Source organism: Anaeromyxobacter terrae (genome assembly GCF_022690685.1).
GTDB lineage: Bacteria > Myxococcota > Myxococcia > Myxococcales > Anaeromyxobacteraceae > Anaeromyxobacter > Anaeromyxobacter terrae.
This window is the reverse complement of record NZ_JALCYY010000064.1, coordinates 1-23,840: the sequence shown is the minus strand read 5'-3', so window position 1 is coordinate 23,840 and position 23,840 is coordinate 1. Positions and strand designations below refer to the sequence as shown.

21 protein-coding genes and 2 pseudogenes are annotated in these 23,840 nt (G+C 74.1%); 6 read left to right on the top strand and 17 right to left on the bottom strand.

Annotation, left to right across the window (positions count from 1 at the left end; genetic code table 11):
* A pseudogene (locus MNY62_RS21255) lies at positions 1–336 on the top strand (tetratricopeptide repeat protein); the annotation flags it as partial.
* Positions 337–364: 28 nt separating this feature from the next.
* Here the strand turns inward: MNY62_RS21255 and MNY62_RS21250 are convergent.
* The 4 genes from MNY62_RS21250 to radC form a co-directional block, all read right to left on the bottom strand.
* Positions 365–1,396 (bottom strand): lysylphosphatidylglycerol synthase transmembrane domain-containing protein, encoded by a 1,032-nt coding sequence (locus MNY62_RS21250; protein WP_242346353.1) that lies wholly within the window; start codon positions 1,394–1,396, stop codon positions 365–367.
* Positions 1,397–1,404: 8 nt separating this feature from the next.
* The gene (locus MNY62_RS21245) at positions 1,405–1,608 is read right to left on the bottom strand and encodes a ChaB family protein (protein WP_242346352.1); all 204 of its coding nucleotides are present in this window, start codon (positions 1,606–1,608) and stop codon (positions 1,405–1,407) included.
* 256 nt (positions 1,609–1,864) lie between these two features.
* A complete protein-coding gene (locus MNY62_RS21240) occupies positions 1,865–2,272 on the bottom strand; it encodes a hypothetical protein (protein ID WP_242346351.1) in 408 nt (135 codons plus the stop codon).
* 161 nt (positions 2,273–2,433) lie between these two features.
* A complete protein-coding gene (gene radC / locus MNY62_RS21235; protein WP_242346350.1) occupies positions 2,434–3,120 on the bottom strand; it encodes a RadC family protein in 687 nt (228 codons plus the stop codon).
* 850 nt (positions 3,121–3,970) lie between these two features.
* Here radC and MNY62_RS21230 point away from each other — a divergent pair.
* The 4 genes from MNY62_RS21230 (at position 3,971) to MNY62_RS21215 (ending at position 9,638) form a co-directional block, all read left to right on the top strand.
* Positions 3,971–7,906 (top strand): hypothetical protein, encoded by a 3,936-nt coding sequence (locus tag MNY62_RS21230; RefSeq protein WP_242346349.1) that lies wholly within the window; start codon positions 3,971–3,973, stop codon positions 7,904–7,906.
* Positions 7,903–8,268, top strand: coding sequence for an IPT/TIG domain-containing protein (locus MNY62_RS21225; RefSeq protein ID WP_242346348.1), 366 nt, complete (start codon positions 7,903–7,905; stop codon positions 8,266–8,268). Before MNY62_RS21230 ends, MNY62_RS21225 begins: the two co-directional genes overlap by 4 nt.
* Positions 8,269–8,487: 219 nt before the next feature.
* Positions 8,488–8,919 carry a hypothetical protein gene (locus MNY62_RS21220; protein ID WP_242346347.1) on the top strand — a complete coding sequence of 144 codons (432 nt, stop codon included), beginning with the start codon at positions 8,488–8,490 and terminating at the stop codon, positions 8,917–8,919.
* Positions 8,916–9,638 carry an NAD-dependent epimerase/dehydratase family protein gene (locus MNY62_RS21215; RefSeq protein WP_242346346.1) on the top strand — a complete coding sequence of 241 codons (723 nt, stop codon included), beginning with the start codon at positions 8,916–8,918 and terminating at the stop codon, positions 9,636–9,638. Before MNY62_RS21220 ends, MNY62_RS21215 begins: the two co-directional genes overlap by 4 nt.
* Before the next feature lie 124 nt (positions 9,639–9,762).
* Here MNY62_RS21215 and MNY62_RS25640 read toward each other — a convergent pair.
* The 6 genes and pseudogenes from MNY62_RS25640 to dapC all read right to left on the bottom strand — a co-directional run.
* Positions 9,763–9,921, bottom strand: a pseudogene (locus tag MNY62_RS25640) (JAB domain-containing protein); the annotation flags it as partial.
* Positions 9,922–10,200: 279 nt separating this feature from the next.
* On the bottom strand, positions 10,201–10,839 hold the full coding sequence (locus MNY62_RS21205; protein WP_242346344.1) for a YceI family protein: 639 nt from the start codon (positions 10,837–10,839) through the stop codon (positions 10,201–10,203).
* A 117-nt stretch (positions 10,840–10,956) separates the two neighbouring features.
* Positions 10,957–11,553, bottom strand: a complete 597-nt coding sequence (locus MNY62_RS21200) for a hypothetical protein (RefSeq protein WP_242346343.1) — start codon at positions 11,551–11,553, stop codon at positions 10,957–10,959.
* Between the two features lie 53 nt (positions 11,554–11,606).
* The gene (gene dapE, locus MNY62_RS21195; RefSeq protein WP_242346342.1) at positions 11,607–12,710 is read right to left on the bottom strand and encodes a succinyl-diaminopimelate desuccinylase; all 1,104 of its coding nucleotides are present in this window, start codon (positions 12,708–12,710) and stop codon (positions 11,607–11,609) included.
* Complete coding sequence (locus MNY62_RS21190; protein WP_242346341.1) at positions 12,707–13,531, bottom strand: 2,3,4,5-tetrahydropyridine-2,6-dicarboxylate N-succinyltransferase; 825 nt, start codon at positions 13,529–13,531, stop codon at positions 12,707–12,709. Before MNY62_RS21190 ends, dapE begins: the two co-directional genes overlap by 4 nt.
* A complete protein-coding gene (gene dapC, locus MNY62_RS21185; RefSeq protein ID WP_242346340.1) occupies positions 13,528–14,679 on the bottom strand; it encodes a succinyldiaminopimelate transaminase in 1,152 nt (383 codons plus the stop codon). The genes MNY62_RS21190 and dapC overlap by 4 nt, the downstream gene beginning before the upstream one ends.
* Positions 14,680–14,732: 53 nt before the next feature.
* On the opposite strand from dapC, the gene sthA reads away from it, so the two are divergent.
* The gene (gene sthA, locus MNY62_RS21180) at positions 14,733–16,178 is read left to right on the top strand and encodes a Si-specific NAD(P)(+) transhydrogenase (protein ID WP_242346339.1); all 1,446 of its coding nucleotides are present in this window, start codon (positions 14,733–14,735) and stop codon (positions 16,176–16,178) included.
* A gap of 38 nt (positions 16,179–16,216) precedes the next feature.
* Here sthA and MNY62_RS21175 read toward each other — a convergent pair whose 3' ends face one another.
* From MNY62_RS21175 to MNY62_RS21145, 7 genes are all read right to left on the bottom strand, one after another.
* The gene (locus tag MNY62_RS21175; RefSeq protein ID WP_242346338.1) at positions 16,217–16,423 is read right to left on the bottom strand and encodes a hypothetical protein; all 207 of its coding nucleotides are present in this window, start codon (positions 16,421–16,423) and stop codon (positions 16,217–16,219) included.
* A 229-nt stretch (positions 16,424–16,652) separates the two neighbouring features.
* Positions 16,653–17,708: a hypothetical protein gene (locus MNY62_RS21170; RefSeq protein ID WP_242346337.1), complete on the bottom strand. Its 1,056-nt coding sequence runs from the start codon at positions 17,706–17,708 to the stop codon at positions 16,653–16,655.
* 2 nt (positions 17,709–17,710) lie between these two features.
* Complete coding sequence (locus MNY62_RS21165; protein ID WP_279426722.1) at positions 17,711–18,661, bottom strand: ParA family protein; 951 nt, start codon at positions 18,659–18,661, stop codon at positions 17,711–17,713.
* A 9-nt stretch (positions 18,662–18,670) separates the two neighbouring features.
* Positions 18,671–20,488, bottom strand: coding sequence for a HEAT repeat domain-containing protein (locus MNY62_RS21160; RefSeq protein WP_242346336.1), 1,818 nt, complete (start codon positions 20,486–20,488; stop codon positions 18,671–18,673).
* A gap of 134 nt (positions 20,489–20,622) precedes the next feature.
* Complete coding sequence (locus MNY62_RS21155) at positions 20,623–21,930, bottom strand: MFS transporter (RefSeq protein WP_242346335.1); 1,308 nt, start codon at positions 21,928–21,930, stop codon at positions 20,623–20,625.
* 91 nt (positions 21,931–22,021) lie between these two features.
* The gene (locus tag MNY62_RS21150; RefSeq protein ID WP_242346334.1) at positions 22,022–22,522 is read right to left on the bottom strand and encodes a hypothetical protein; all 501 of its coding nucleotides are present in this window, start codon (positions 22,520–22,522) and stop codon (positions 22,022–22,024) included.
* A 126-nt stretch (positions 22,523–22,648) separates the two neighbouring features.
* On the bottom strand, positions 22,649–23,839 hold the full coding sequence (locus MNY62_RS21145) for a hemolysin family protein (protein WP_408629101.1): 1,191 nt from the start codon (positions 23,837–23,839) through the stop codon (positions 22,649–22,651).
* Position 23,840 lies beyond the last annotated feature (1 nt).

The following is a 23,840-nucleotide window of genomic DNA, read 5'->3' as shown; positions in this document are numbered from 1 at the left end:
CTCCTCTCGGCGGCCTGGCTCGCCGAGGGCGAGCCCGCCGAGGCCCGCCGCGCCGCCGAGCGCGCCGTCGCGAGCGCGCCACGGGACGCGCGGGCGCTCCTCGCCGCCGCCCGCGCCGCGCACGCGGCCGGGGACGGCGCCGCCGCGAAGCCCCTCGCCGTGCGCGCGCTCAAGGCCGGCCTCGGCGCGAAGGACGCCGTCGAGGCGAAGCGGCTCGCGGCGTTCGACGGCAAGCAGGTCGCGATGAACGACCCGCCGCCCGCGCTGAAGCGGGTCTCGAGCTTCGCCTCGAAGAAGGTCCCGGCCGCGATCTCGAAGCCGGCGCGCCGGCGCTGACGGCACGGACGCTCCCGCTTTCGGCCGCTCACGCGAGGGGCGGCTCGCCCCGTTCGCCGCGCGAGAAGAAGAGCCCCGGTAGCATCGGGAGCCAGAAGCTCAGCCCGCGGAACAGGAGCGTCGCCGAGAGCGCCACCGGCAAGGAGACCCCGGCCAGCTTGAGCGTCACGACGGAGGCCGCCTCGAAGGTCCCGAGGCCGCCGGGGATCACGCTGACGGTCCGGAGCAGCGTCGAGACCATGAAGCTCGCGAACACCGCGCTCGCAGGGGCGGCGCTCCCCAGCGAGCGGACGAGGACCCAGATCGTCCCTGCGTCGAGCAGCACGATGGCGAGCTGGAGGACAATGGACGCAGAGACGAGGCCCGGGCTGCGGGCGAGCCTGGGCTCCGCCTCGCCGAGGAGCCGCAGCGCCCGCGCGGCCCGCGGCACGCGCACGGCCACTCGCGCGAGCGCGCCCTGCTTGAAGCCGGAGAGCGCCAGCACGGCGAGCGCGAGCGCCGAGCCGAAGAGGGCGAACAGGACGGAGGCCGCGATGACGAGCGCGCTCGCGTGCCCCTCCGCGATCGTGATCGCCACGGCAGCCGCGAGGCTCACGACGTAGGCGCCGTAGTACGAGGCGGTGCTGACCACCACGGCCGCCATGACCACGCCGCGCGGGACGCCCCGCCGCTCGAGATCCTTCGCGACGACCACCGTGCCGCTCAGGCCCGCCGAGGGGATCGCCTGATCCACGAACAGCTTCGCGAGGCTCAGCTTGAAGGCGGTCGCGAGCGGGAGCGGAGCGTGTGCGGCGCGGAGGACGAGGCGCCAGATCTCCCCCTGGGCGAGATAGGTCCCCGCCTGCAGGAGCGCCGCGACGAGGAGCCACCCGGGGCGAGCGTCCTCGGCGAGGCGTACGAGCTCCCGCTCCTCCGAGAAGTGGAGCGCCGCGCCGATCACCGCCGCGACGACGGCGATCCCCACGAGCCAGGAGAGCCAGCGCAGCGGTCCGCGCGCCGGCAGCGCCGTGGTCCCGGAGCCCGGAGGCTCCCGCCCTCGAGCGAGCGCCGGTTCGTCCACGGCGCCCCCTAGAGGCCCCTCCGCACCCAGTCGCTCCCTTGCTTCACGTAGAGCCGCTTCACCGCCCCCCAGGCGACGCGGTGCGCGGTCTCTTCCTCGCCGCCGTACTGCTCCCAGGCGTGGTTGAACGCCTCGCGGTAGATGTCCTGCGCGTGGGGCGGCAGGTGCGCCCGCACGGATTGTGGAAGGTCCTCGTTCGCCGCGTAAGGCATGGGCCGCCGCCTCTCGACGCCTCGCCCGCGCGTCGCGCTCGCCTTCGGGTCGGCCACCGGGGCGGGAGTGCCCCGCCGCCGCCCTCGCCAGTCTACGGCGCGCGGCGGGTTCTCCGGGTGCGCCCTGTCGAGGCGGCGCTCCCGAGCGCGGCGGCCGCGCGGGCCTTCGGGTTGCCCCGAGCGCGGCGTCGCGACCACGCGCTGCTCGTCGCGCCGTGGCTTGCCGCTCCCACCGTCACCTTGTGTACCCGACGTCTCACGCTCGATTGGGCCAGCCCACGGCTGCGGCCCGCCTGTCGAGCCACGCCGCGGTCGGCAGGAACAGCACCCACGGCACGAAGTAGTACGCAGTGAGGTACCAGTACGGCACCACGAAGCCGAGGCCGAGGCCGCGGTAGAGGCCGCAATATGCGAGGTCGTAGACGAAGAGCGGGATGGTGAAGTGGAACGAGATCGCGACCGCGCGCCTCATCCGCGACACGCGTCGATGGTCGCGCAGCGCGAGGTATCCCACCGTCCACACCGGACCGAGCAGGAGGACCTCGAACACTACCAGGGAGCGCGTCGAGTACTGCTGGTAGTAGTCGGGCAGGCCCGCGACCCAGAAGGCGAGCCAGATCAGAGCCGCGACGAGGAACAGCCTGGCGTGTGCGCGCAGGGACATGGCGACGTCTCTCGGCGGTGGGCAGAGGGGAGCGGCCGCGACGTCCCTCACCCGTCCCCCGTAGCGTACCTCGGGCGGCGGCAGGACCTGGCGTCGCAAATGGACGAAGCTTCAGCTCCCCGGCGAGGGCGCCGGCGGGGACCGAAGGAACCGCCGCGCGCTCACCTCCTCCAGCGTCCCGCCTCGACGAACGAAAAGTACCCGCCCGCCGCGACGATCACGTGGTCGCGCGCGAGCACGCCCACGAGCTCGGCCGCGGCGCGCAGCCGCTCGGTGAGGTCCGCGTCGTCGGGGCTCGGGGACGGGTCGCCGCTCGGGTGGTTGTGGACGAACACGACGCCGTGGGCGCCCTCCCGCACCGCCGGCCGGAGCGCGTCGCGCGGGGACACCGGGCACTGCGCGAGCGAGCCCTCCGCCACCTGGACCGTGCGCACGAGGCGGCCGCGCACGTCGAGCAGGACCACGTGGAAGGTCTCCCGCTCGGCGTGCGCGGCGTGACGCATGAGCTCCGCGACGCGCCTGGGGTCGAGGCAGCGCTCCCCGCGCTGGGGCGGCGCCCACGCGGCGCGGCGCCCGAGCTCGAACGCGGCGGCGAGGGTCGCGGCGCGGGCGAGCCCGACGCCGGGTGCGCTGGCGATCGCGTCGGGCGGCGCCCAGGCGAGCTCCGCGAGCGGGACCGCCTCGACGAGCGCGAGCGCCGCGGCTCGCGCCGAGAGCCGCGCGGAGCCGGCGCCGAGGAGGAGCGCGACGAGCTCGGCGTCGGAGAGCGCGCGCGGACCCTGGGAGAGGAGCCGCTCGCGCGGGCGGTCGTGACTCGGAGCGACGGCGTGGGAGACGGTGGACGGCATGCGCGCGCGGAGAGCAACCGATGTGCCGCGAGCGGATCGCGCAGGAGGTGAGCGTGCGTTCAGGGGGAGGGGCGCGGCGCGGACCGAGCGTACGGAGTGCGGCCGGCGACACGCGCACGCGCTCTATGCAGAGCCGGCATTCCGTGGGACCTCGCGTGCCCGAGTCGCCTTGTGGTCACGCACCGAGCGTGACACACTCACGTCGAGCACCTCGAGGTGACCTTGGCGAGAGCGCGTCCCGTCCCACACCGTCTCGAGACGACTCGCGCCGCCGGCGCCTTGCTCGCTCTGGCCGCTGCCGGGCTCCTCACGGCGTGCCCAGGCGAGTGCCGCGAGCGCGCGACCGGCCCGTCGGCCCCGCTGCAGGACCAGGCGCTCGGAGACATCTGCCGGAAGACGACCGACTGCGCCGCGGGCCTCGCGTGCGTGCCGATCGCCAACGCCATGTGCACGACTCCGTGCAACGCGACGTCGCCGTGCCCCGCGGGCGCGGTGTGCACCTCACGGGTCGAGGGTACGGCGTACTGCGAGCCGGCGTGCGCCACCGACGCCGACTGCCTCGGGCGAACTGCGGCAGGCTCCTGCATCGTCGAGGGCGACGGCCAGGGGCGCTGCTTCATGACGTGGTGCCTCGACTCGGGCGATTGCGCTCCCGGGTTCCGCTGCGTGGACGCGGACGCCTGCGGGGACCCGGGGCGCGAGGGATGGTGTCAGCGGATGTGAGCCGCTTCGTACACCCTCGGTGATTCTCATGTGACCCACCGTGACCATGGCGCTTGACGCACGGTGACGCGGCCTGCGAGGTTCCCCTCCGGTCGGAGCCCATCCGACGCGGGACCTTGGAGGGGGAATGGTTTCCAGCTGGAGAAGGGGCGCGCGGCTGCCGTGCGCTCGCGCCGCGCTGATCGCGCTCGCGTCGCTCGTCGCGACGGACGCACGGGCCGGTGACGGTGGGACCGCGGCCCTCGTCGTGCAGCCGCTCACGTCCGCGCCCGTCGGCGGCGACGGCGCGTTCGAGGTCGTGCTGCTCTCGCCCGGGTCCGCCGCCGGCTGGAGCGTCCAGGCGAGCGCGGACCCGAAGCTCGGGGTGGACGCCGCGCCCGTTCCCCTCGCGGCCTCGTCGGCGGCGCAGGCGCTCCCTCCGATCGCGTTCACGAAGAACGGCGCGAACCGCTTCCGGCGCGTCGACGCCGTCCCCGGGAAGATCGCGACCTTCGGCGCGGACCCCGTCGCGGCGAGGATCCGCGCGACGGTCTCGGTGACGCCCCCCGCCAATGCGCGCGGCGAGGCGGTCGTCAGGTACACGCTCTCCATCTCGGATCCCGGCGGCGTCCTCGTGCGCACCCTCACCGGCGAGGCGCCCGCGCGAGCCGCCTCCGCCCGGGGCAACGCGGAGCCGTCCACTGCGGAGCTCTCGGTCGCGTGGAACCTCCAGGACGACCGCGGCGCGCAGGTCCCTCCGGGTGTCTACGCGTTCCGCCTCGACGCGGTCGCGAGGTCGCCCGGGACGATGTCGCTGAAGGTCGGGAACGTCCTCGAGGCGAGCGGACCGCTGCTCGTCGCGTCCGGCGGCGCGCCCGTCGCGAAGGCCGTGGTCCGGTTCCGCGCCGCGGAGCCGGGCGTGTACCCGGTCGTCCTCGACGCGCGGGGAGCGGACCCGCGCTCGGGAGAGCGGGCCGGCGCCGTCGCGTACGTGCAGGTCGACGCGAGCGGCGCGCGCATCCTCGACTTCGCGAACGCGTTCGGGACGCTCCTCGCGGAGCAGGTCCGCCAGGAGGCACAGGCCTACGAGCCCGGCGAGCCGCTCGAGGACGAGGTGTTCATCCCGACGGTCGGGCCGGACGATCCCGCGACCCTCTCCGACGCTGACACGCCGGCCGATGCCACGCTGCGCTCGCGCTCGGCCGCCGTCACCTCGCAGGCGCTCTCGACGGGCCCGTACTACGAGGGCACCGTCCGGGTCGACACGCTCCCGGACGACACGAAGGGGCCGCACGGCGTCGAGGGGCTGTTCGTGAAGGTGTACCGCCACCGCGCGTGGTGGCCGGACGATCTCCAGGGCGCGACGGTCACCGACGCGAACGGCCACTTCCAGATCCCGATCGACAACAAGAACGGCAAGTACTACGCGGTGTTCCGGATGCGCTCGGACACGTTCAGGCTCGGGTTCCCCGCGTGGTTCACCGCGACGCTCTACAAGCACTCCGACATGAGCTTCCGGAAGGCCCTCGACAGCGCGTGGAGCCTCCAGGGCACGTGCGGCGGGAGCTGGTGCTACAAGACGCGCCGCGCGAAGAAGCACGACGGCAACGTCCACTACGACGTGACGCTCACGGGGCGTGACCGCGTCCGCTACGTGGGCGAGCTCACGGCCGGCGCGATGGAGACGCACTACCAGGCCCTCGCGGCGGAGCGGGCGTACCTCGAGGCGGGCGGTCGCCAGTCCGGCGCCCCGCCCAGGCGCTGGATCCACTACCCCAGCAGCTTCTGCCCGGACACCGCGTGCGCCCCGCCGTTCGACCCGGTGAACATCGGCATCCCGGTGGTGAACTGGGTCGGTGACGCGATCCAGTACGTCCTGAAGACGGAGTCGTGGACGGTCGAGATGCCCCTCCACGAGCCGTTCCTCGAGCCGGCCACGACGCGCCACGAGTACGGGCACACCGTGATGTACGACACGCTCGGCACGCTGCCGATCCTCCAGGACGTCCAGACGCTGACCGAGTGCGGCACGCACTACCTCACCTCGAGAGAGTCGCAGCACTGCGCGTTCACCGAGGGCTGGGCGGACTTCTGGCAGGCGCTGTCGCCCCCCGAGGCCGTGCTCCTCGGGCGCGCGAACCCCGCCGTCCTCGACGAGAACTCGTATCCAGTGTCGGCCGAGTCCATCCACCGCCTGGGCCCATTCGCTCAGCTCCCGCAGGGCGAGGGGGCGGCGTACGAGGGGCTCGTCGCAGGCGGCCTCTGGGACCTCATCGACTTCCCCAACGACGCCGATCCCGGCGAGCCGGTGACGAGCGGCGACCGCAACGCCTCGAACCGGGTCACCGTCCAGCAGCTGCTCGCGCAGCTCAAGATCGCGAGCGTGATCGGCGTCGTGTCGGAGGTGCACATCATCTCGCACCTCTGGGACGCGCTGCGCGGCGCGCGGGACGGATACGCCCGGATCATCGACACGGTCGCGGAGGCCTACGGCGCCGCGGCGCTGCGGCACAACAAGATCGGCGCGGACGGTCCGCCGCCGCCCCCGCCGCCCTCGCAGGGGGAGATGGAGCCGCCCGTTCCGGTCCCGACCGATCTGGCGGTGAACCCGCTCGGCGTCATCATGCCGCCGACGCACGTGCTCCTCGAGAGCCCGGTCGCGGGCGCGGACGCGCTCGTCGGCTTCGGCTGGGGTGTGTACTTCGGCAAGGCGGTGGTCGCCGCGGACGTCGACGGCGACGGCCTGCGGGACCTCGTGGTCGGCTCCGAGGGCAGCTACAGGCTGAGCTCCGCGGGGATCTCGCTCGGCATCGGCGACTCGGGGGCGGTGCTGTTCTACATGAACCGCGGCGACCGCTTCGAGCTCGACTTCGACCGGACGCTCACGGCGCCCGTGTTCTACTCGAACGCCCAAGGGCTGCGCTTCCCCGCGGGCGAGGGGATCGGGTCGGACCTCGCCGTCGGCGACCTCGACGGCGACGGCGCGCGCGACGACGTCCTGACGGCGGCGCACGCGCCCGGGTACCAGGCCTATCTCGGCGACGACACGCTCATCGCGTTCTTCGGCGGGACGCCCGGGCGGTACCTCGCGCTGGCGCCGCCCCGGCCCGCGTGGTTCTCGACGGGGACGGCGTACGCGGAGTACATGCACGTCGCCGCGCTCGACATCCTCGACGTGAACGGCGACGGCCGCGACGACGTCGTCGCGACCCTTCGCGGGGATGGGCCCTTCTCGAACCGGGCGAACACCGCCGTCGCGGTGTATCTCGGGCCGCTCGCGCCGCAGTCCTGCACCGCGGGCGTGCCGTGCGGACCCGTGCCGCGCCGGCCGAGCGCGTGGCTCGTCACGGATCCCGCGGTCGCGTGGGGCCAGGGGCGCTCGTTCCTCGTGACGGACGTGGACGGCGACGGCGTGAAGGATCTCGCCATCGCGGGCGGCGTGGCCAGCGGCGACGGGACCCCGGTCGCCGCCGTCTACCGGGGCCCGATCCGCGCCTCGACCGTGGATCGCCCGCCGGACGCCACGCTCGCGCTGGCAGGCGCGAACGTGCGCGGCGACGTCGTGATCTCCGGGGACGCGATCGGCGCCGGACTCGTCGTGGGCGGCCTGTGTTACCCGGGCCGCTGGCCGTCGGCCGGGCGCGCGACGCTCCATGCGTTCGCGCCAGCGTCGTTCCCGCTCGCGCCGTGGACCGCAGAGCCGCTCGCGCTCGCGCAGGACGACTTCCAGGGGGTCCTCGCAGCGCCCGACCTCGGGTGCATCGGCCTCCGCGCCGAGCCGCTCATGTCGGAGGCGGGGACACTCCTCGTCGGCCTCGGCGCCCTCGAGGATGCCGAGAACTGGCTCCTCTCCGGGTTCGGGGCCGTGCGCCTCACGCGCGATGCCTCGGGCGCCCTGCAAGCGTCCACGGTCGTCGTCCCGAACCCCGTCAGCGGCGGCCGGATCCCCACGACGTTCGGCTGGGACTTCGCAGCGGTGGGCGACGTGAACGGCGACGGTACGCCGGACGCCGCGGTCGCGGACATGCGCGAGGGCGTGATCTGGCTCTACAGCGGCGCCGACCTGCTCGGAGGGACGCCATGAAGACGGTGCGATCGATCGGGCTCGCCGCCCTGCTCGCCGCGAGCGCGTGCTCGGGCGGCTCAGGCGAGACGGAGCCCTACGCGGCGTGGAACCCGGCGGAGCTCCACGTCGACGCGGTGACGCCGCAGCCGCTGTCGGCCGGCGCGGAGGTCACCATCCGCGGGCGCGGGTTCATCCGCGATCCCTCGCTCGTGTTCGTCCGCTTCGGCAGCACCGCCGTCCGCGCCGAGGCGGCGACGCCCACCGAGCTCCGCGTCCGGGTCCCCGAGGGGCTGCGCTGGGACTTCGCCGAGGTCCAGGTGATGATCTCGTCGTACGAGTCGAACGGGGTGACCGTCCCGGTCTCGCGCGCGGCCCGGTAGCGCTGGCGCGAGCCAGGGTCCGGCGACCGCCCAGACGGTCGATGGCCCCCCGCTGGGCGAGCCGCGCTAGGGCCTCCACCCGCTCCACCGCCCCCCAGGCGACGCGGCGCGCGGTCGCCTCGTCGTCCGCCGTACCCCCCAACGCGCGGTTGAAGGCCTCGCGGTCGATGTCCTGCGCATGCGCCCGGCGTTCCAGGACACCAATGTCGCTACTGGCGAGTGAGCACGATCGCCGTGATGGCGGCCGCCGTCGCTGGGGCGGCGGCTCGCCTTGACGGGCACGCGCCGACGACGCTATTTACTGCGACCTGTGAGGTGCTAGTTGAAATCGTCCTCTACGGAGCCGGTTCCGAGTACGCGCTGCACTCCCTTCTCGTCCTCGCAGCGCGCTCGGAGCCGGTCAGCGTCCTGTTCATGAGGGAGGCGGAGGGCGCGCTCCAGGGCTTCCTCGCCTCCAAGACGATCGCGGACCTGAGTCACGAGTTCGAGCGAAAGGCGCCGGAGCCTTTCCTCCGGGACGCCGAGGCATGGTTCCAGGAGCGCAGGATCGGGCGGGCAGCGGCCGAGAGACGTCGGCGCCGGGTAGCGAAGGCCCGGCAGTCTCGAGCGCGAACCACCCGAGTGAACCCAGGCAGGGAGAGCCCTCGATGAGCAAGTGCGTCTTTCTCGCGGGAGCGTCCGGCGCGATCGGCCGGCGCCTCGCCCCCCTCCTCGTGGCGGACGGCTGGCGCGTGGTGGGCACCACGCGATCCGCCGACAAGGCACCCCTCCTGCGCGCGATGGGCGTCGAGCCGGTGGTCGTGGACGTCTTCGACGCCGCGCTCCGGGAGATCGTGGCTGGCGTCCGGCCCGAGGTCGTCATCCACCAGCTCACGGACCTGCCGTACGCGCTCGAGGCGAGCAAGATGAATGACGCCCTCGCGCGCAACGCGCGCCTGCGGGACGAGGGCACGCGCAACCTCGTCGCCGCCGCCGTTCGCGCCGGCGCCCGGAAGCTCATCGCCCAGAGCATCGGGTTCATCTACGCCGAGGGCCCTACGCCGCACCGCGAGGAGGATCCGCTCCTGCCGGGGACGCACCCCGTGTACGGCGGGACCGTGACGGGCGTTCTCAGCCTCGAGCGGCAGGTGCTGGAGGCGCCGCTGGAAGGCATCGTCCTGCGCTACGGAAAGTTCTACGGGCCCGGAACGGGCTTCGACGCGCCCAGCCCCCTGGGGCCCGTGCATGTGGACGCCGCCGCGAAGGCCGCCCAGCTCGCGATCACGAGGGCGCAGCCGGGCGTCTACAACGTCGCCGAGGCGGACGGCTTCGTCCAGATCGAGAAGGCCGTCCGCGTCCTCGGGTGGGACCCGGGCTTCAGGATGGCCTAGCGGACGCGGCGCGCCGCGTCCGTGCGGTGACAGCGACGAGCTCTCGCTCTCTTCGTCCTCGGCCCCGCGGTGGTGCGAGCGTGTGACCCGCCACGATCGTAGGAGCTGGGCAATCGCCGCTCGCTCAACGTCTCCACCTCCCCGCCTCGACGAAGCTGTAGTAGCCGCCCGCCGCGACGATCACGTGGTCGCGCGCGAGCACGCCCACGAGCTCGGCCGCGGCGCGCAGCCGCTCGGTGAGATCCGCGTCGTCGGGGCTCGGGGAGGGATCGCCGCTCGGGTGGATCGGCGTCGGAGAGCGCGCGCGGGCCGTCGGCGAGGAGCCGCTCCCGCGGGCGGTCGTGACTCGGAGCGGCGGCGTCGGAGGCGATGGACGGCATGCGCGCGCCGAGAGCAACCGATGTGCCGGTCGGCGATCGCGCAGGAGGTGAGCGGGCGTTCAGGGAGAGGGGCGGGGCGGACGGATCGTACGGAGGGCGGCCGGCCCCGAGACCCGGACGCCTCGGCCGCGACAGTCGCGGGCCGGGGCGCCGTCACGCGCGGTGGCCGGGGGCGCGCCGCGTCAGTTCGCCTTCGCCGCCGCCGCTGGCTCCCGGCTCGCCTCGACCGGCTTCGCGCCCTCCGCGGGCTGCTTCACCATCTCCGCGTCGATCTCGATCCGGATCTCGTCGCCCACCACCGGGGTGGCCTCGACCATCTTGTTCCACTCGAGGCCGAAGTCCTTCCGGCTGATCTTCGTCGCCGCGCGGACACCGCGGCGGTCCATGCCCATGGGATCCTTCATCGCGGGCGTGAGGTCGCTCACCTCGAGCACCACCGGCCGCGTCACGCCGTGCAGCGTGAGCTCGCCCCTGACCCTGTAGCCCTTCCCGGCCTTCTCGACCTTCGTCGACCTGAAGGTGATGGTCGGGTACGTCGCCACGTCGAGGAAGTCCGGCGAGCGCAGGTGCGCGTCGCGCTGGTCCTCGCGGGTGTTGATGGTGCCCGCGTCGATCGTCGCCTCGACCGACGACTTTGCCGGGTCCTTCTCGTCGAGCTTCAGGACGCCCTTCGTGCTCCTGAACTCACCGCGGACGTTCGAGATCGCCAGGTGGCGCACGGTGAAGTTCGTCTGCGTGTGGGAGGGATCGACGTTCCAGGTCGTCGGCTCCGCGAAGGCGAGGGCGGGGACGAGCCCGAGGGCGAGGAGGACGTGCTTCATGCGAGCGGCTCCTTTGCGTTCATCGGCAATCGACATGCGCCGATGTAACGTCCGCGCGATCCGGATCAACCGCGATCGCCAGCCCGGTCGGGGACGCGCACCCGTCGCCGCGCCCGGCTAGAGCTTCACGCCGAGGCCGCCGGAGAGGCGCAGGAGCTGGTCCTGCTCGAACGACAGCTCGCCCGCGAGGAACATGGGGCCGAGGTCGAGGCGGAGCCCGAGCGCCACCTGGAACCACACGCGCCAGTCGGTCGGCCGTCCCGCACCGACACCGAACGTGAACGCTGCCTCGAGCCCGCGCCGCGTCTGGAAGCGGTTCGTGAGCCGCAGGAGCGCGACCGGCGCCCAGTCCTTGCCGCCGTTCCGGATCTTGTAGGCGGAGCCCCACACCCCGAGGTCGCCGAAGCCGAGCGCGTAGGAGACCTCGCCGCCGAACGCCGAGCCGGAGTGCTTCTCGCCGCTGCCGAGATCGAACGCCTCGCCGCCCCAGGCGGTGAGGAAGAGGCGCGGCGCGTGCTCCTCGTCGTCGGCCCCGCCTTCCCAGCCGTACTCGTCCTGCGCGTCCGTCCGCGCGAGCGTGAGGCGGCCGGGGGAGAGCGCGGAGGCGACGGTCGAGTTCGACGCCGCGCTCGGCGGCGTCGAGGTCGCAGCGCTTCCTTCACCGACGGCGTCGGTGGCGGCCAGCGCGAGGGCGAGGGTCAGGGGGGTGAGCACGCGCGCCGATCATAGCCGCGCGCCGCGCCGGGTCCGCGTCCCGGGTGAGCCGTTCACCCACCGGTGAGGAACCGTTCGTAGAGCTCGTACCCGCGCGCGAGGGCCTGGAGCTCCACCCACTCCCCGCGCTGGTGCGCCTGGCTCGTGGCCCCCGGCCCGAGGTTCGCGGCGGGGATGCCGTGCACGGCGAGGCGCGCGACGTCGGTCCAGGCCTGCTTGGGCTCCACGCCGATCCCGGTCCGGTCGAGGAGACGGCGCACGATCGGGTGTTCCGCGTAGGCGGGGCAGGCCGGCGACAGATCCGTCAGCTGCACCTCCGCCCCGTGCCGCGCGCCGAGCGCCTCGAGCTCGCGGGCGGCGTCCTCGAGCGACCGGTCCGGGGCGAAGCGGAAGTTCAGGTTCAGCGTGCAGCGGTCGGGGACGACGTTGCGCGCGTGGCCGCCCTCGATGCGGGTCGCGGAGAGCACCTCGCGGAAGACGAGGCCGCCGCTCGTCGCCTCGCGCGGCGCGCGCCCGTGGAGCTCGGCGAGGAGGGCGCCGGCGCGATGGACGGCGTTCTCGCCGTGCCAGGGCCGGGCGGAGTGCGCGGCGCGGCCGTGGAACGTGACGGTCGCGTGGATCGAGCCGACGCAGCCGAGCTGGAGCACGTTGTCGGTCGGCTCGAGGCAGAGCGCGAGCTCCACCCCCGCGAGGAGGCCGGGCGCGCGCAGCACGTCCTCGAGCTCGTTCTCGAGGTAGGGCCCCTCCTCGCGCGCGTAGAGCACGAGGACGAGGTCGCAGAAGCGCGCCGCGCGCGGGAGCCGCTCGGCGAGCTCCATCGCCACCGCGACGCCGCCCTTCATGTCGGAGGCGCCCGGCGCGACGAGCCGCCCGCCGTCGCGGCGCGGCGGGTGACGGTCCTCGTCGTGCACCGGGACGGTGTCGAGGTGGCCGCAGAGCGCGACCGTCGGCCGTCCGGGGACGGCGTCGCCGTCCACCCGCACGACGAGCGAGTCCTTCACCCGCTCGACGCGCGGGAAGCGCACCCGCGCCCAGGCCTCGACCGCGTCGCAGAGGGCGCGCTCGTGGCCGATGGGCGAGAACATCCCGCACAGCGCGGCGGTGCGCTGGGCGAGCGATTCGACGGGAGCCCCGCCGGGCGCGCCTTTCAGCGTCACACCTGGACCTCGAAGTCCCGGAGCGCCTGGTTGAGCGAGACCTTCCGGTCGGTGGACGGGCTGCGCCGGCCCACGATGAGCGCGCAGGGGATCTGGTAGGTGCCGGCGGGGTACTGCTTCGGACGGGTGCCGGGGATGACCACCGAGCGCGCCGGGACGCGGCCCTTGTAGATCACCTCCTGCGCGCCGGTCACGTCGATGATCGGCGTCGAGGCGGTGATGACGACGTTCGCGCCGAGCACCGCCTCCTCCTCGACGAGCACGCCCTCGACGAGGATGCAGCGGCTGCCGATGAAGGCGCCGTCCTCGATGATGTTGGGCCGCGCTCCGGGCGGCTCGAGCACGCCGCCGATGCCCACGCCGCCGGCGAGGTGCACGTTCTGCCCGACCTGCGCGCACGAGCCGACGGTCGCCCAGGTGTCCACCATCGAGTTCGCGCCGACGCGGGCGCCGATGTTCACGAACCCGGGCATGAGCACCGCGCCCGGCTCGAGGAACGAGCCGAAGCGCGCGACGCCGCCCGGCACGAGCCGGACGCCCGCCTCCTCGAGGCCGTGCTTCAGCGGGATCTTGTCGCGCGTCTGGAACGGCCCGAAGTCCTGGGTCTCCATCCCGGTGATGCCGAAGTAGAGGTTCACCGCCTGCATGAGCCAGGCGTTCACCTTCCACTCACCGTCCACCTTCTGCGCGACGCGCAGCTCGCCGCGGTCCAGGCCGTGCAGCGTCTGCACGACGGCGGCGCGGTGGAGGGGGTCGGCGAGCTTGTGCCGATCCCCGAAGGCGGCGACGATGCGCCGCTCGATCTCGTTCCAGTCGTTCATGCCCTCACCTTACGCCAGGCCACGATGGCCTCCTCGCACTCCTCGAGCGTCGGCACCAGCGCCACGCGCACGTACCCTTCTCCCGCGCCGAACGCCGGCCCGGGCGCGACGACGATCCCCTCCTCGAGGAGCCGCAGCGCGTACGACGCGGCGGTCTCCGCGCCCGGCACGCGCACCCACAGGTACAGCGTCGCCTCCGAAGCGTCGGCCTCGAGGCCATGCTCCGCGAAGAACGCCAGGAAGCGGTCGCGCTTCCTTCGGAAGATCTCGCGCCGCTCCGCCGGGTGCGCGTCGTCGGACCACGCCGCCGCCGCCGCCGCGGCGACGAACTCGGGCGAGGTGACGCCGGGGTGGCTCCGGAGCGCGCGCAGCACGGCGATGAGATCCGCGTCGCCGGCGAGGAAGCCGGAGCGGTACCCGGTCATCCCGCTCCGCTTCGAGCAGGAGTGGATCGCGACGACGTTCTCCACCTGCTCCTCGAGCATCGAGGGCGGCGGCGCGCCGAAGTAGACGTCGGCGTAGCACTCGTCGGAGGCGACGACGAACCCGTACCGGCGCGCGGCCTCCCCCACCCGGCGGAGGTAGTCGCGCGGGGCGATCGCGCCCGTGGGGTTGTGCGGGTAGGAGATCCAGAAGACGAGCGTCTCGCGCAGCACCGCCTCGCCGACGTCGTCGGGCTCGAGGAGGAAGCGGCGCGCCGCGGTGAGCGGGACCTTCACCGGCTCGAGCCCGGCGAAGCGCGCGCCGACCTCGTAGGTCGGGTAGCCGGGATCGGGCATCACCACCTTGCGCCGCGCGGGGTCGCCGGCGAACGCGAGGGGCAGGTGGAAGATCGCCTCCTTCGCGCCGGCGCAGGCGAGCACCTGCGCCTCCGGATCCACCGTGACGCCGAAGCGGCGGGCGAGGTACCCGGCCGCGGCGCGCCGGAGGGCCGGCGTGCCGAACGCGCTCGGGTACTGCGACACCTCGGGGACGGCGCCGCGGAGCGCTTCGCGCAGGAAGGGCGGGGTCGGCTCCTTCGGATCGCCGAGCCCGAAGTCGAAGAGGCGCTTCCCGGCCCGCGCGAGGGCGCGCCGCCGCTCGTCCAGCTCGACCATCAGGTTCTTGCGGACGGCGCCGAGGGCGGGATTCTTCGGGGCGTTCTGCACGGGAGCCGCTAACAATATCGAAGTCCCGGGGAGGCTGCATTATAAGCGGCCGCATGCTGCGCTACGACGTGGTGGTCATCGGCTCGGGGCCCGCCGGCGAGAACGGCGCCATCCAGGCGGCGTTCAGCGGCAAGAAGGTCGCCCTCATCGAGAAGGAGGCGGTCCCCGGCGGCGCCTCCGCCAACACCGGCACGATCCCCTCGAAGGCGCTGCGCGAGACGGCCCTCGCCATCCAGCAGGCGCGCAGCCGCGACGCCCACGGCATCGAGCTCCGCGTCTCGGGCACCGTCACCATCCCCGAGCTCATGGGCCGCCGCGGCCTCGTCACCGGCCGCGAGCACTCGCGGATCCGCAACGCGCTGAACCACGCCGGCGTGGAGCAGTTCCGCGGCATCGCCAGCTTCGTCGACCCGCACACGCTCCGGGTGTCGGTCCCTGACGGCGGCGCCCAGGAGCTCCAGGCGGACGTCATCCTGCTCGCCCCGGGCACGCGGCCGTTCCACCCGCCGCAGTACCCGATCGACAACGCCCACGTCTACGACTCCGACTCGATCCTCCTCCTCGACCGCGTGCCGCGCTCGCTGGCGGTGCTGGGTGGCGGCGTCGCCGGCTGCGAGTACGCCTCGCTGTTCGCCGCGCTCGGCGTGAACGTGAAGCTCGTCGACTCCAAGGACCGGCTCCTCTCCTGGCTCGACGCGGAGATGTCGCACGCGCTCGAGGAGGTGTTCAGATCGAGCGGCATCGACCTCCACCAGCAGACGCGGGCGGCGAAGATCGAGCCGGGCGCGAAGGACGTGCTCGTCACGCTCGAGGACGGGGGCCGGATCGTCGCCCAGAAGGTGCTCGTTGCCTCGGGCCGCGTCGGCAACGTCGAGGCGCTGAACCTGCCGGCGGCCGGCCTCCAGGCGACCGAGCGCGGGCTCCTCAAGGTGAACGCGCAGTTCCAGACGACGGTGCCGCACATCTACGCGGCGGGCGACGTCATCGGGTTCCCCGGGCTCGCCTCGGTGTCGATGGAGCAGGGGCGCGTCGCGATGAGCCACGCCTGCGGCGGCGTCCTCAAGCAGCGCGTCTCCAACATCCTGCCGATGGGCATCTACACCATCCCCGAGCTCTCGTCCGTGGGCGAGACCGAGGAGACGCTGAAGGAGCAGGGGCGCGCCTACGTCGTCGGCCGCGCGAGCCTCGCCGAGAACGCGCGCGCGAACCTCGTGGGCGAGGCCGTCGGGTTCGTGAAGCTCATCGCGGACGCCGAGAACGGCCGCATCCTCGGGGTGCACTGCATCGGGCCGCACGCCTCCGAGCTCGTCCACACCGGCGCGGCGGTGATGTCGCACAAGGGCGACCTTCAGTACTTCATCGAGGCGGTGTTCAACTACCCGACCCTCGGCGAGGCCTACAAGTACGCGGCCTACGACGCGCTCGACCGGATGCGGGAGCGGCGCGAGGGGAACGTCTGGCCGTTCGAGCGGCCGGCGTCACGGTCGCAGACGCCCTAGCCGCCGGGGCGGGCCGCCCGGGCGCGGCGAGCCTCCGGTCAGTCCTGGATCTGATCGATCGGGACGTCGAGCAGCTTTCCGTTCGGGAGCATGTTGGGCGGCACCGGCTGGCCGGCCGACGAGCGTTTCAGCCGCTCGCAGCGGCTGAAGTCGCCGTCGCAGTAGTACGACTGCCAGACGCGGAGCGACGACTTCATCGCGAACGCCTTGTAGAGCGGACACCCCGACACGCGCGCGCAGGCCATCTCGTCCATCCCTCGGCCCCGGCCGCGCGCGGAAGGTCGCGCGCCGCCCCTCGAGCCGGGGCGGATTCTACCGCCCGTTCGCGCGGGCTCGGGCGCCACCGGGGCGCGGCATGGGGTCGCGATCCTGCGGCGGGAAGGATCGCACCACGGGTGAATCGGGAGGGGTCGCTCCGCGCGGGTTGCGGGTACATCTCGGCGCGCGGGGCACACGCGCGCCGCGGCCCCTACCTCACCCGAGCCGCGCCCGCGCCTGCGCGAGCGCCGCGTGCACCTGCTCGAGCGCGCGCTTCGCGGCGGCGAGCTCGTCCCGCTCGCGGCGCAGCCGGTCGAGCTCGCCGGCGAGCTGATCGCGCTCGCGCGCGAGCTCGCCGACGGCGGTGCGGAGCCGCGCGCCCTCGGTGGAGCCGGCGCGGAGCTCCTCGGAGAGCCGCTCGACCTCCTCCTCGCGCTCGGCGCGGAGCCGGGCCTCCTCGTCCGCCTTGCGCGTGACCTCCTCGAGCAGGCGCGCGCGCTCCTCGTCGAGCGCGGCCATCGCCTGCGCGCGGCGGAGCGCCTCGTCGCGCTCCTCCTCGAGCGCGGTCATCTCGCCGAGGAGGTCCGTCAGGACGCCGCGCTTCTCGGCGAGCTCCGCCTCGGCGGAGACGAGCCGCTCGGTGGAGGCGCGCGCCTCGCCCGCGGCGCGGCCGAGCTCGCTGCGAGCCTGATCGAGATCGCCCCGCAGCGCCTCCTCGCGCTCCCGGGCGCGCACGAGCTCGAGCTCCAGGTCTCGCACGAGCGCGAGCACGCTCTCGGCGGCCCGGGCCGGATCGGCCGGGACGGGATCGACGCGCGGCGCGGGCCGGGCGGCGTCCGCGACGCGGCGCTTGATCTTCTCGAGGCGGTCGCGGCGGGAGATGACGTCGACGCTCGACTCCGCGCCGCCGGGGGCGGTGGTGGCGTTGGTCGGGGTCGGGGTCGCGGTCGGGGTCGCGGTCGGGGCCTGGGTCGGGGTCGGGGCCTGGGTCGCGGTCGCGTTCCGGGTCGAGGTCGGCGTCGACGTCGGGGTCGGAATCCGGGCGCGCGGCGCCGTCGCGGCGGGGATCACCGCCTGGACCGGCTCCTCCACCTCCGCGGCGGGAAGCGCGGGCTCCTCCGCGACGGTCGCCTGCATCGCCGCGCTCACCTGCGCGGCCTCCTCGGCCGCCGCAGCGATGCCCGCGTTTGCGTCGGGCGCGACGGCCGGGGCGGCGCCGGGCTTGAGGCGCGGCCGGAGCTTCGGGACGTTCGCGTCGAAGGCCTTGCGCATGGCTACGCTCCCGCCGCGCCCGCCTCGGCGAGGGCCGCGCGGATGCGCCCGAGGATCTCGTTCTGGACCGCCTCGATGTCGGTCGCGCCCTTGGAGTCCGGGTCGTACCCGAAGATCGGGCAGCCCTCGGACGACGCCTGGGCGAACTTGGTGCACTGGCGGACGACGGAGTCGAGCAGGTAGTCCGCGTAGTGCTCGCGCAGCGCGCCGAGCGCCTCGCGCGCGATCTTGAACGTCTGGTTGTACGCGTTCACGACGATGAAGATGTTCTCGAGCTGGTGCGAGAGGTCCTGCTCGAGCCCCTGGATCGTCTCGAACAGGAGCCGCAGTCCGTCGTAGGAGAGGAAGTCGGCCAGCACCGGGATGACGAGGTCGGAGGCGGCCATCAGCGCGTTCAGGTTGAGGAGCCCGAACGACGGCGGGGCGTCGAGCACCACGAAGTCGTACTTGCCCACGACGCCCTGGAGCGCGTTCCGCAGCCGGAACTCGCGGCCGGCGAGCGGCATGAGCGCGAGGTCGATCGTGCTCATCGAGAGGTTGGCCGGGACGAGCGAGAGGTTCGGCATCCCCGTCGCGACGGTGACCTCGTCGAGCGGCCGCCTGCGGATGATCACGTCGTGCAGCGTCTGCGTGAAGCTCCCGCCCTCCTTGCCGAGGCACTTCGTCGCGTGGCCCTGGCTGTCGAGGTCGATCATGAGCACGCGGTAGCCGCGCTCCGCGAGCCGGTAGGCGTACGACGACGAGAGGCTCGTCTTGCCGGTGCCGCCCTTGAAGTTGAGGAAGAGCTGGATGCGCGGCGGGAACGGCTCCGGCGGGCGGCGCAGCTTCTCGCGCAGCACGGGGAGGTCGTCGGGGACGAACCCGTCCTTCTTCCCGAGCGCGCCTTCGACCTGCTTCGCGGTCGCGCCGACGATCTCGGCGAGGCGCTTCGCGGTGTAGCGGACGTTCTCCATTCCGTTCCCCTAGCACATGAACCAGCGCGCACCGCGCTGGACGAGGGTTCCGCGGGCCGCGAGGGCGGCGAGGGCTGCGTCGATGCGGGCCGGCTCGGCCTCGAGCATGCGCGAGAGATCGGCGGCAGTGCAGCCGCGGAGGGCCGCGCGGACCTCCGAGACGATCGCGGGGCCGAGGTCGTCGCCCGGCTTCGGCGCGGCGTCGCCGTCCTCGAGGACGGCGACGGCGACGCGGGCGAGGAGCGGCGCGGGCGAGGACGCATGGCCCGCTCGCCCTTCGACAGGCTCAGGGCGAGCGGTCCTGACAGCTGCAGGGACAGCGGTCCCAACGGCTGCAGGGCGAGCGGTGCTGGTTCCAATGGCTTCAGGACGAGCGGTCGTCATCACCGGCCGCTCGTGGTGAGCCTGTCGAACCACGAGCGGGACCGTCGGGGTCGGGGTCCGAGTCGCGGTCGGGGGCCGGGCCGCGACGCTCGGCGCCGTCGCCGGCAGCGACGCGAGCACCGCCGCGCGAAGCTCCTCCCCTCCCATCGCCGCGAGCTTCTCCGCGATCCTCCGAGAGGTCGCGCGACGCGCGGAGGCGGGCGCATCGGCGTCCACCGCCTCGCCGGCGAGCCGCCCGAGCGCGGTCGCGGCGGCGCGGCGGACGGACGCGTCGGGGTGCTCGAGCCCGCGGGCGAGCGCGCCCTGCGCGCGGGCGGTGGGGCGGCCGGAGAGCGCGGCGGCGGCGGCGCGGGCGACGCCGCGATCCGGGTCGGCGAGCGCGGTCGCGAGCGCCTCCTCCGCCCCCGCGCCGGGGGCGAAGCCGAGGAGCAGCGCCGCGCGCCGGCGCACGATGGGGCTCGGATCGCGCAGCGACGCCGAGAGCCGCTCCTGGGCGCCGTCGGCTGCGACCGCCGCGAGCGCCTCGAGGGCCGCGACGCGCACCGCGGGCCGGCCGTCCTCGAGCGCGCGCGCGGCGAGGTCTGCCGCGAACGGCTCCTTGAAGCGGGCGAGCGCGGCGAGCAGCGCGGCCTTCACCTCGGCCTCCGGCTCGCGCCCGAGCGCGGCGGCGAGGAGCGGCGCGGCCGCCTTCGAGCCGAGCGCCTCGAGGGCGCGGACGGCGCGCAGGCGGCGACCGGCGTCGGAGGCCGAGAGATCGTCCAGGGAGCGCTCGTAGAGCGCGCGATCGGCGCGCGTCCCGAGGAGCGCCTTCATCTGGTCGCTGTCGCGCGCGGTGAGGCCCACGCGGCCGTCGGAGGCGAAGCGGTCGGCGACCATCGAGACCGACTCGGGTCCCGGCCTGCCGTCATGACCGTGCCGCTGCGCGGCCGTGCGCTCCGGGTGGGCGGCCGCGTGCGCGGGGCCGCCGAAGACGCTCGCCGGACCGCCGAGCCCCGCCGCTTCGGCCGCGGCCTTCCAGGCGCGGAGCACCTCGATCTCGGCGCGCAGCTCGGCGATGAAGCCGGCGAGGTCGGCGCCGCCCTCCTCCGGGCCGGGCGCGCCGTCGGCGCCGGTCGCGCCGGAGAGGCGCGCGCGCTCGACGAGCCCACCGAGGAGCCGCTCGCGCTCCTCCTGGAGCAGCCGCACGCGCTCCTCGAGCTCGTCGACGCGGGCCGCCGCGTCGCCGCGCTGGCCGCGCTCGGCCGCGAGCGCCTGCTCGAGGTCCACCTCGCGCCGCCGCGCCTGGGCGGCGTCGCCCCGCGCGCGCTCGGCGGTGGTGCGCGCCGCGGCGAGCTCGCTCTCGAGCTGGGAGACGCGGCACTCGAAGAACACGATCTTCTCGAGCGCGCTACGGAGGAACTCCTCCGGCTCGACGATGGTCTTCGCCCCTTCCGCCCCGTCCATTCGCCCGCCCTGCCCCATCGCCGTCGAAGATCCCGCCCTGATCCCAGGATCTTGCGGAGATATCGCAGCTTACGGGATCGGGATCCCCGAGGCAAACAAGTTGACGGCGGCGCGTTCCCGGTGATCCGGGGCGTTCACGCGGCGTCGCCGCCGGGCGCCGCCTCGAGCCCGTGCGCGCTCGGGCCGCGCTCCTCGCGCCAGAGGAGGAAGGAGAAGACGAAGCCGGCGGTGGCGAGCGCGGCGAGCATCCACATCGCCGGGAGCCAGCCCGCGGGGTGCTGCGCGGAGGCGCCGGCGGCGTCGTTCGCGGCGCCGATGCCCCAGCTCATCCCCGCCCAGCCGACCTGCTGGCAGAACGTCATGAGCGCGTAGGCCGAGCCGAGCCGCGCGTCGGGCACGAGGTAGGTCACCGCCGGCCACAGCACCGCCGGGACGAGCGCGAACGCCACCCCGAGCATCGCCATCGAGAGCTCGAGCGGCGCCTGCGTGTACGCCATGAGCAGGAAAGGCGGCACGAGCAGCGCCGAGCCGATGGTCATGAGCAGCGCGCGCTTACCGATGCGATCGGCGAGCAGTCCGAAGAGGGGCATGCCCACCATCGACAGCGCCGGCAGCCAGCTCTTGAGCGTGCCGGCGTGGTCCGGCGCCACGCCGTGCGCCTGGATGAAGAACAGGTTCGCGAAGGTGCGGAACGGGAAGATGGTCGCGTAGAACGCCACGCACAGCCCGACCACCCACCAGTAGGCGCGGCTGAAGCGGACGAGGTCCTTGAGAACGAGCTTGTCGGTGTGACCCGCGGTCGCGATGCCGTAGCGGCGCGCCGCCGTCGTCTCGAGCGCGGCGTAGACGACCGCGAAGACGAGCCACATCAGGCCGAGGCCGGCGGCGAGGATGAGCGGCGGCTGCCAGTCGTGGAAGAGCCCCTTCGCGAGGTCCGGGGACTTGTCGGCGACCCACGAGCCGAGCCGGGCGATGAGGAGCTGCACCGCGAGCGCGAAGGAGATCTCCTTCCCCTTGAACCAGCGCCCGACCACCGTGGTCGCCGCCACGATGAAGAGCTCCGAGCCGACGCCCAGGACGAAGCGGCCGGTCGCCATCGCGAGGGCCGGCGAGCCTGGCATCGCCGCAGGCAGGAACGCGATGAGCGCGCTCCCCGCCGCCCCGACCGCTGCGAAGAGCACCGCGGAGCGCGCGGTCCCGAGCCGGTCGATGAGCATGCCGCCGCCGATGAGCGTGAGCAGCGCCGCGACGTTGTAGGCGGTGTCGAGGAGCCCGATCTGCTGGTCGGTGAAGTGGAGCTGCTCCTGCAGGAACGGGGTGACCGGGTACAGCGCGTCGAAGACGTAGTAGTTCCCGAACATCGCGACGCTGCACGCGAGGAGCACGAGCCAGCGGAAGGCCGGGGACGGCTGCGCCGGGGCGAGGGTCGGGGCGTCGGTCATGGGCGCGCAAGATAGCGCGGACGCCCGCCGCGGACCACGCCGGCAGTGAGGGCGCCCGAGGCCGGCTCGAGGGCGCGAACTGCCCGGGACCTCACGGATGTACGGGCGGAGCGGTGTCGCTCCCCTGGCCCCGGCGCTCGACGTACCGCCGCTCCTCGCCCGCGCCGAGCGCGGCGTCCCCCCGCTCCCAGATGAGCGACTCGGCGGGAGCGGGGCCGGGGACGGGCTCGAGCGGCTCCGTGCGCTCGGGCGGCGGGGGCAGCCGCGCCGCCGCGAGCTCGGCGAAGACCGCGCGCGCCTCCGGTGGCGTCGCCACCCTCGGGAGCCCGAGCGGCGCGCGGATGCGCCAGGACGGAGGTACCTCGCCCGCCGCGAGGTCGATGAGGTCCCGGTTCGTGCGGGCGACCACCAGCGCGCCGTCGCGGATGCCGCTCACCTCGTCGTAGCGGAAGACGTAGTCGCTCCGGAAGAGCACCGGGAGCCCCTTCACCGCGTCGAAGCCCCAGTCGTACACGTGCTTCACCCGCCCGAGCGACTTCCCCTCGAGGTCCCGCACGCGCTGCCCGACACGGACGCCGTTCCGTTCCTTCATGCGTCACAGGTAGGGACGGCGCACCCGCCCGGCCACTCGCACGCGGGGCGCGTCGGCCGGGGGCCTGCCGGCGCGCGGCGCGCGCTCGGCGAGGGGCGCGGCGTCCGGGCCCTCGCAGGCCTTGGGTCACGCCCGCTTGATGCGCGCGGCGCGGACCTTCGTCACCTTGCGCGGATCGCCGTCGGCGACGGTGAAGACCCACCCTCGCCAGAAGAAGCGGTCGCCCTTCGCAGGGATGGCGCCGGCGAGCGAGTTGAGGAAGCCCGCGACGGTCTCGAACCCCTGGTCCTCCGGGACGGCGGCGGCCGCGGCCGCGTTGAACTCGGCGATGGGCGTCGCGCCGAGCACGGTGAACGTGCCGTCGCCGTGCGCCTCGACGCTCCGCCCCTCCTCCTCCTCGAACTCGTCGCCGATCTCGCCGACGATCTGCTCGAGCACGTCCTCGAGCGTGCACACGCCCATGACCCCGCCGTACTCGTCCACGACGAGCGCCATGTGCAGCCTGCGGCGCTGCATCTCGCGGAGGAGCTGATCCACCGGCTTCGACCACGGGACGAAGTGGGCGGGGCGCAGGATGTCGCGGAGCACGATGAGCTCCGGGTGGGCGAGCATCGGGACGAGGTCGCGCGCGTGGAGGATGCCGAGGATGTGATCGAGGTTCCCGCGGTAGATCGGCATCCGCGAGTGCCCCTCCTCGGCCATCATGCGGAGGATCTCGGAGACGGGCGTGTCGACGTCGAGCGCGACGACGTCGGTGCGAGGCACCATCACGTCGCGGGCGATCTTGTCGCGGAACTCGAACACCGCGTGGATGAGCTCGGTCGTCGTCAGCGCGCCGCCGCGGGCGCGCGCGTACTCGGAGAGCGCGCGCTCCATCTCGTCGAGCGGCGGCGGGGGATTCGAGAAGCGGGCGTTCTTGCCGGCGACGAGCCCGACGAGCGCCGCGGCCGGCCGGGCCAGCGCGCGCAGGAGGACGAAGGGCGGAGCGAGCACGAGCGCGATCGTCTCCCCGTGCGCGGCGCCGAGCCCGCGCGCGCCGGCGGCGAGCGGGAGGGAGAGGAGCACCGCCCCCCCGGCCACGGCGGCGGCCGCGAGCCAGGGGGCCCCGGGCGCGAGGGCGGCGCCGGCCGCGGCGGCGAGCACGCCCGCGAAGACGGTGGCGACGGTCACCATCGCACGAAGGGTGAACGCGGTCGCCTCCGGCTCGGCGAGCAGCGCGGCGAGCGCCCGCGCGCGCCGGCCGGCGGCCGGGGCTGCGGCGAGCTCCCGGGCGCGCGGCGTGCCGACGGCGACCAGCGCCGCCTCGAGCGCCGCCACG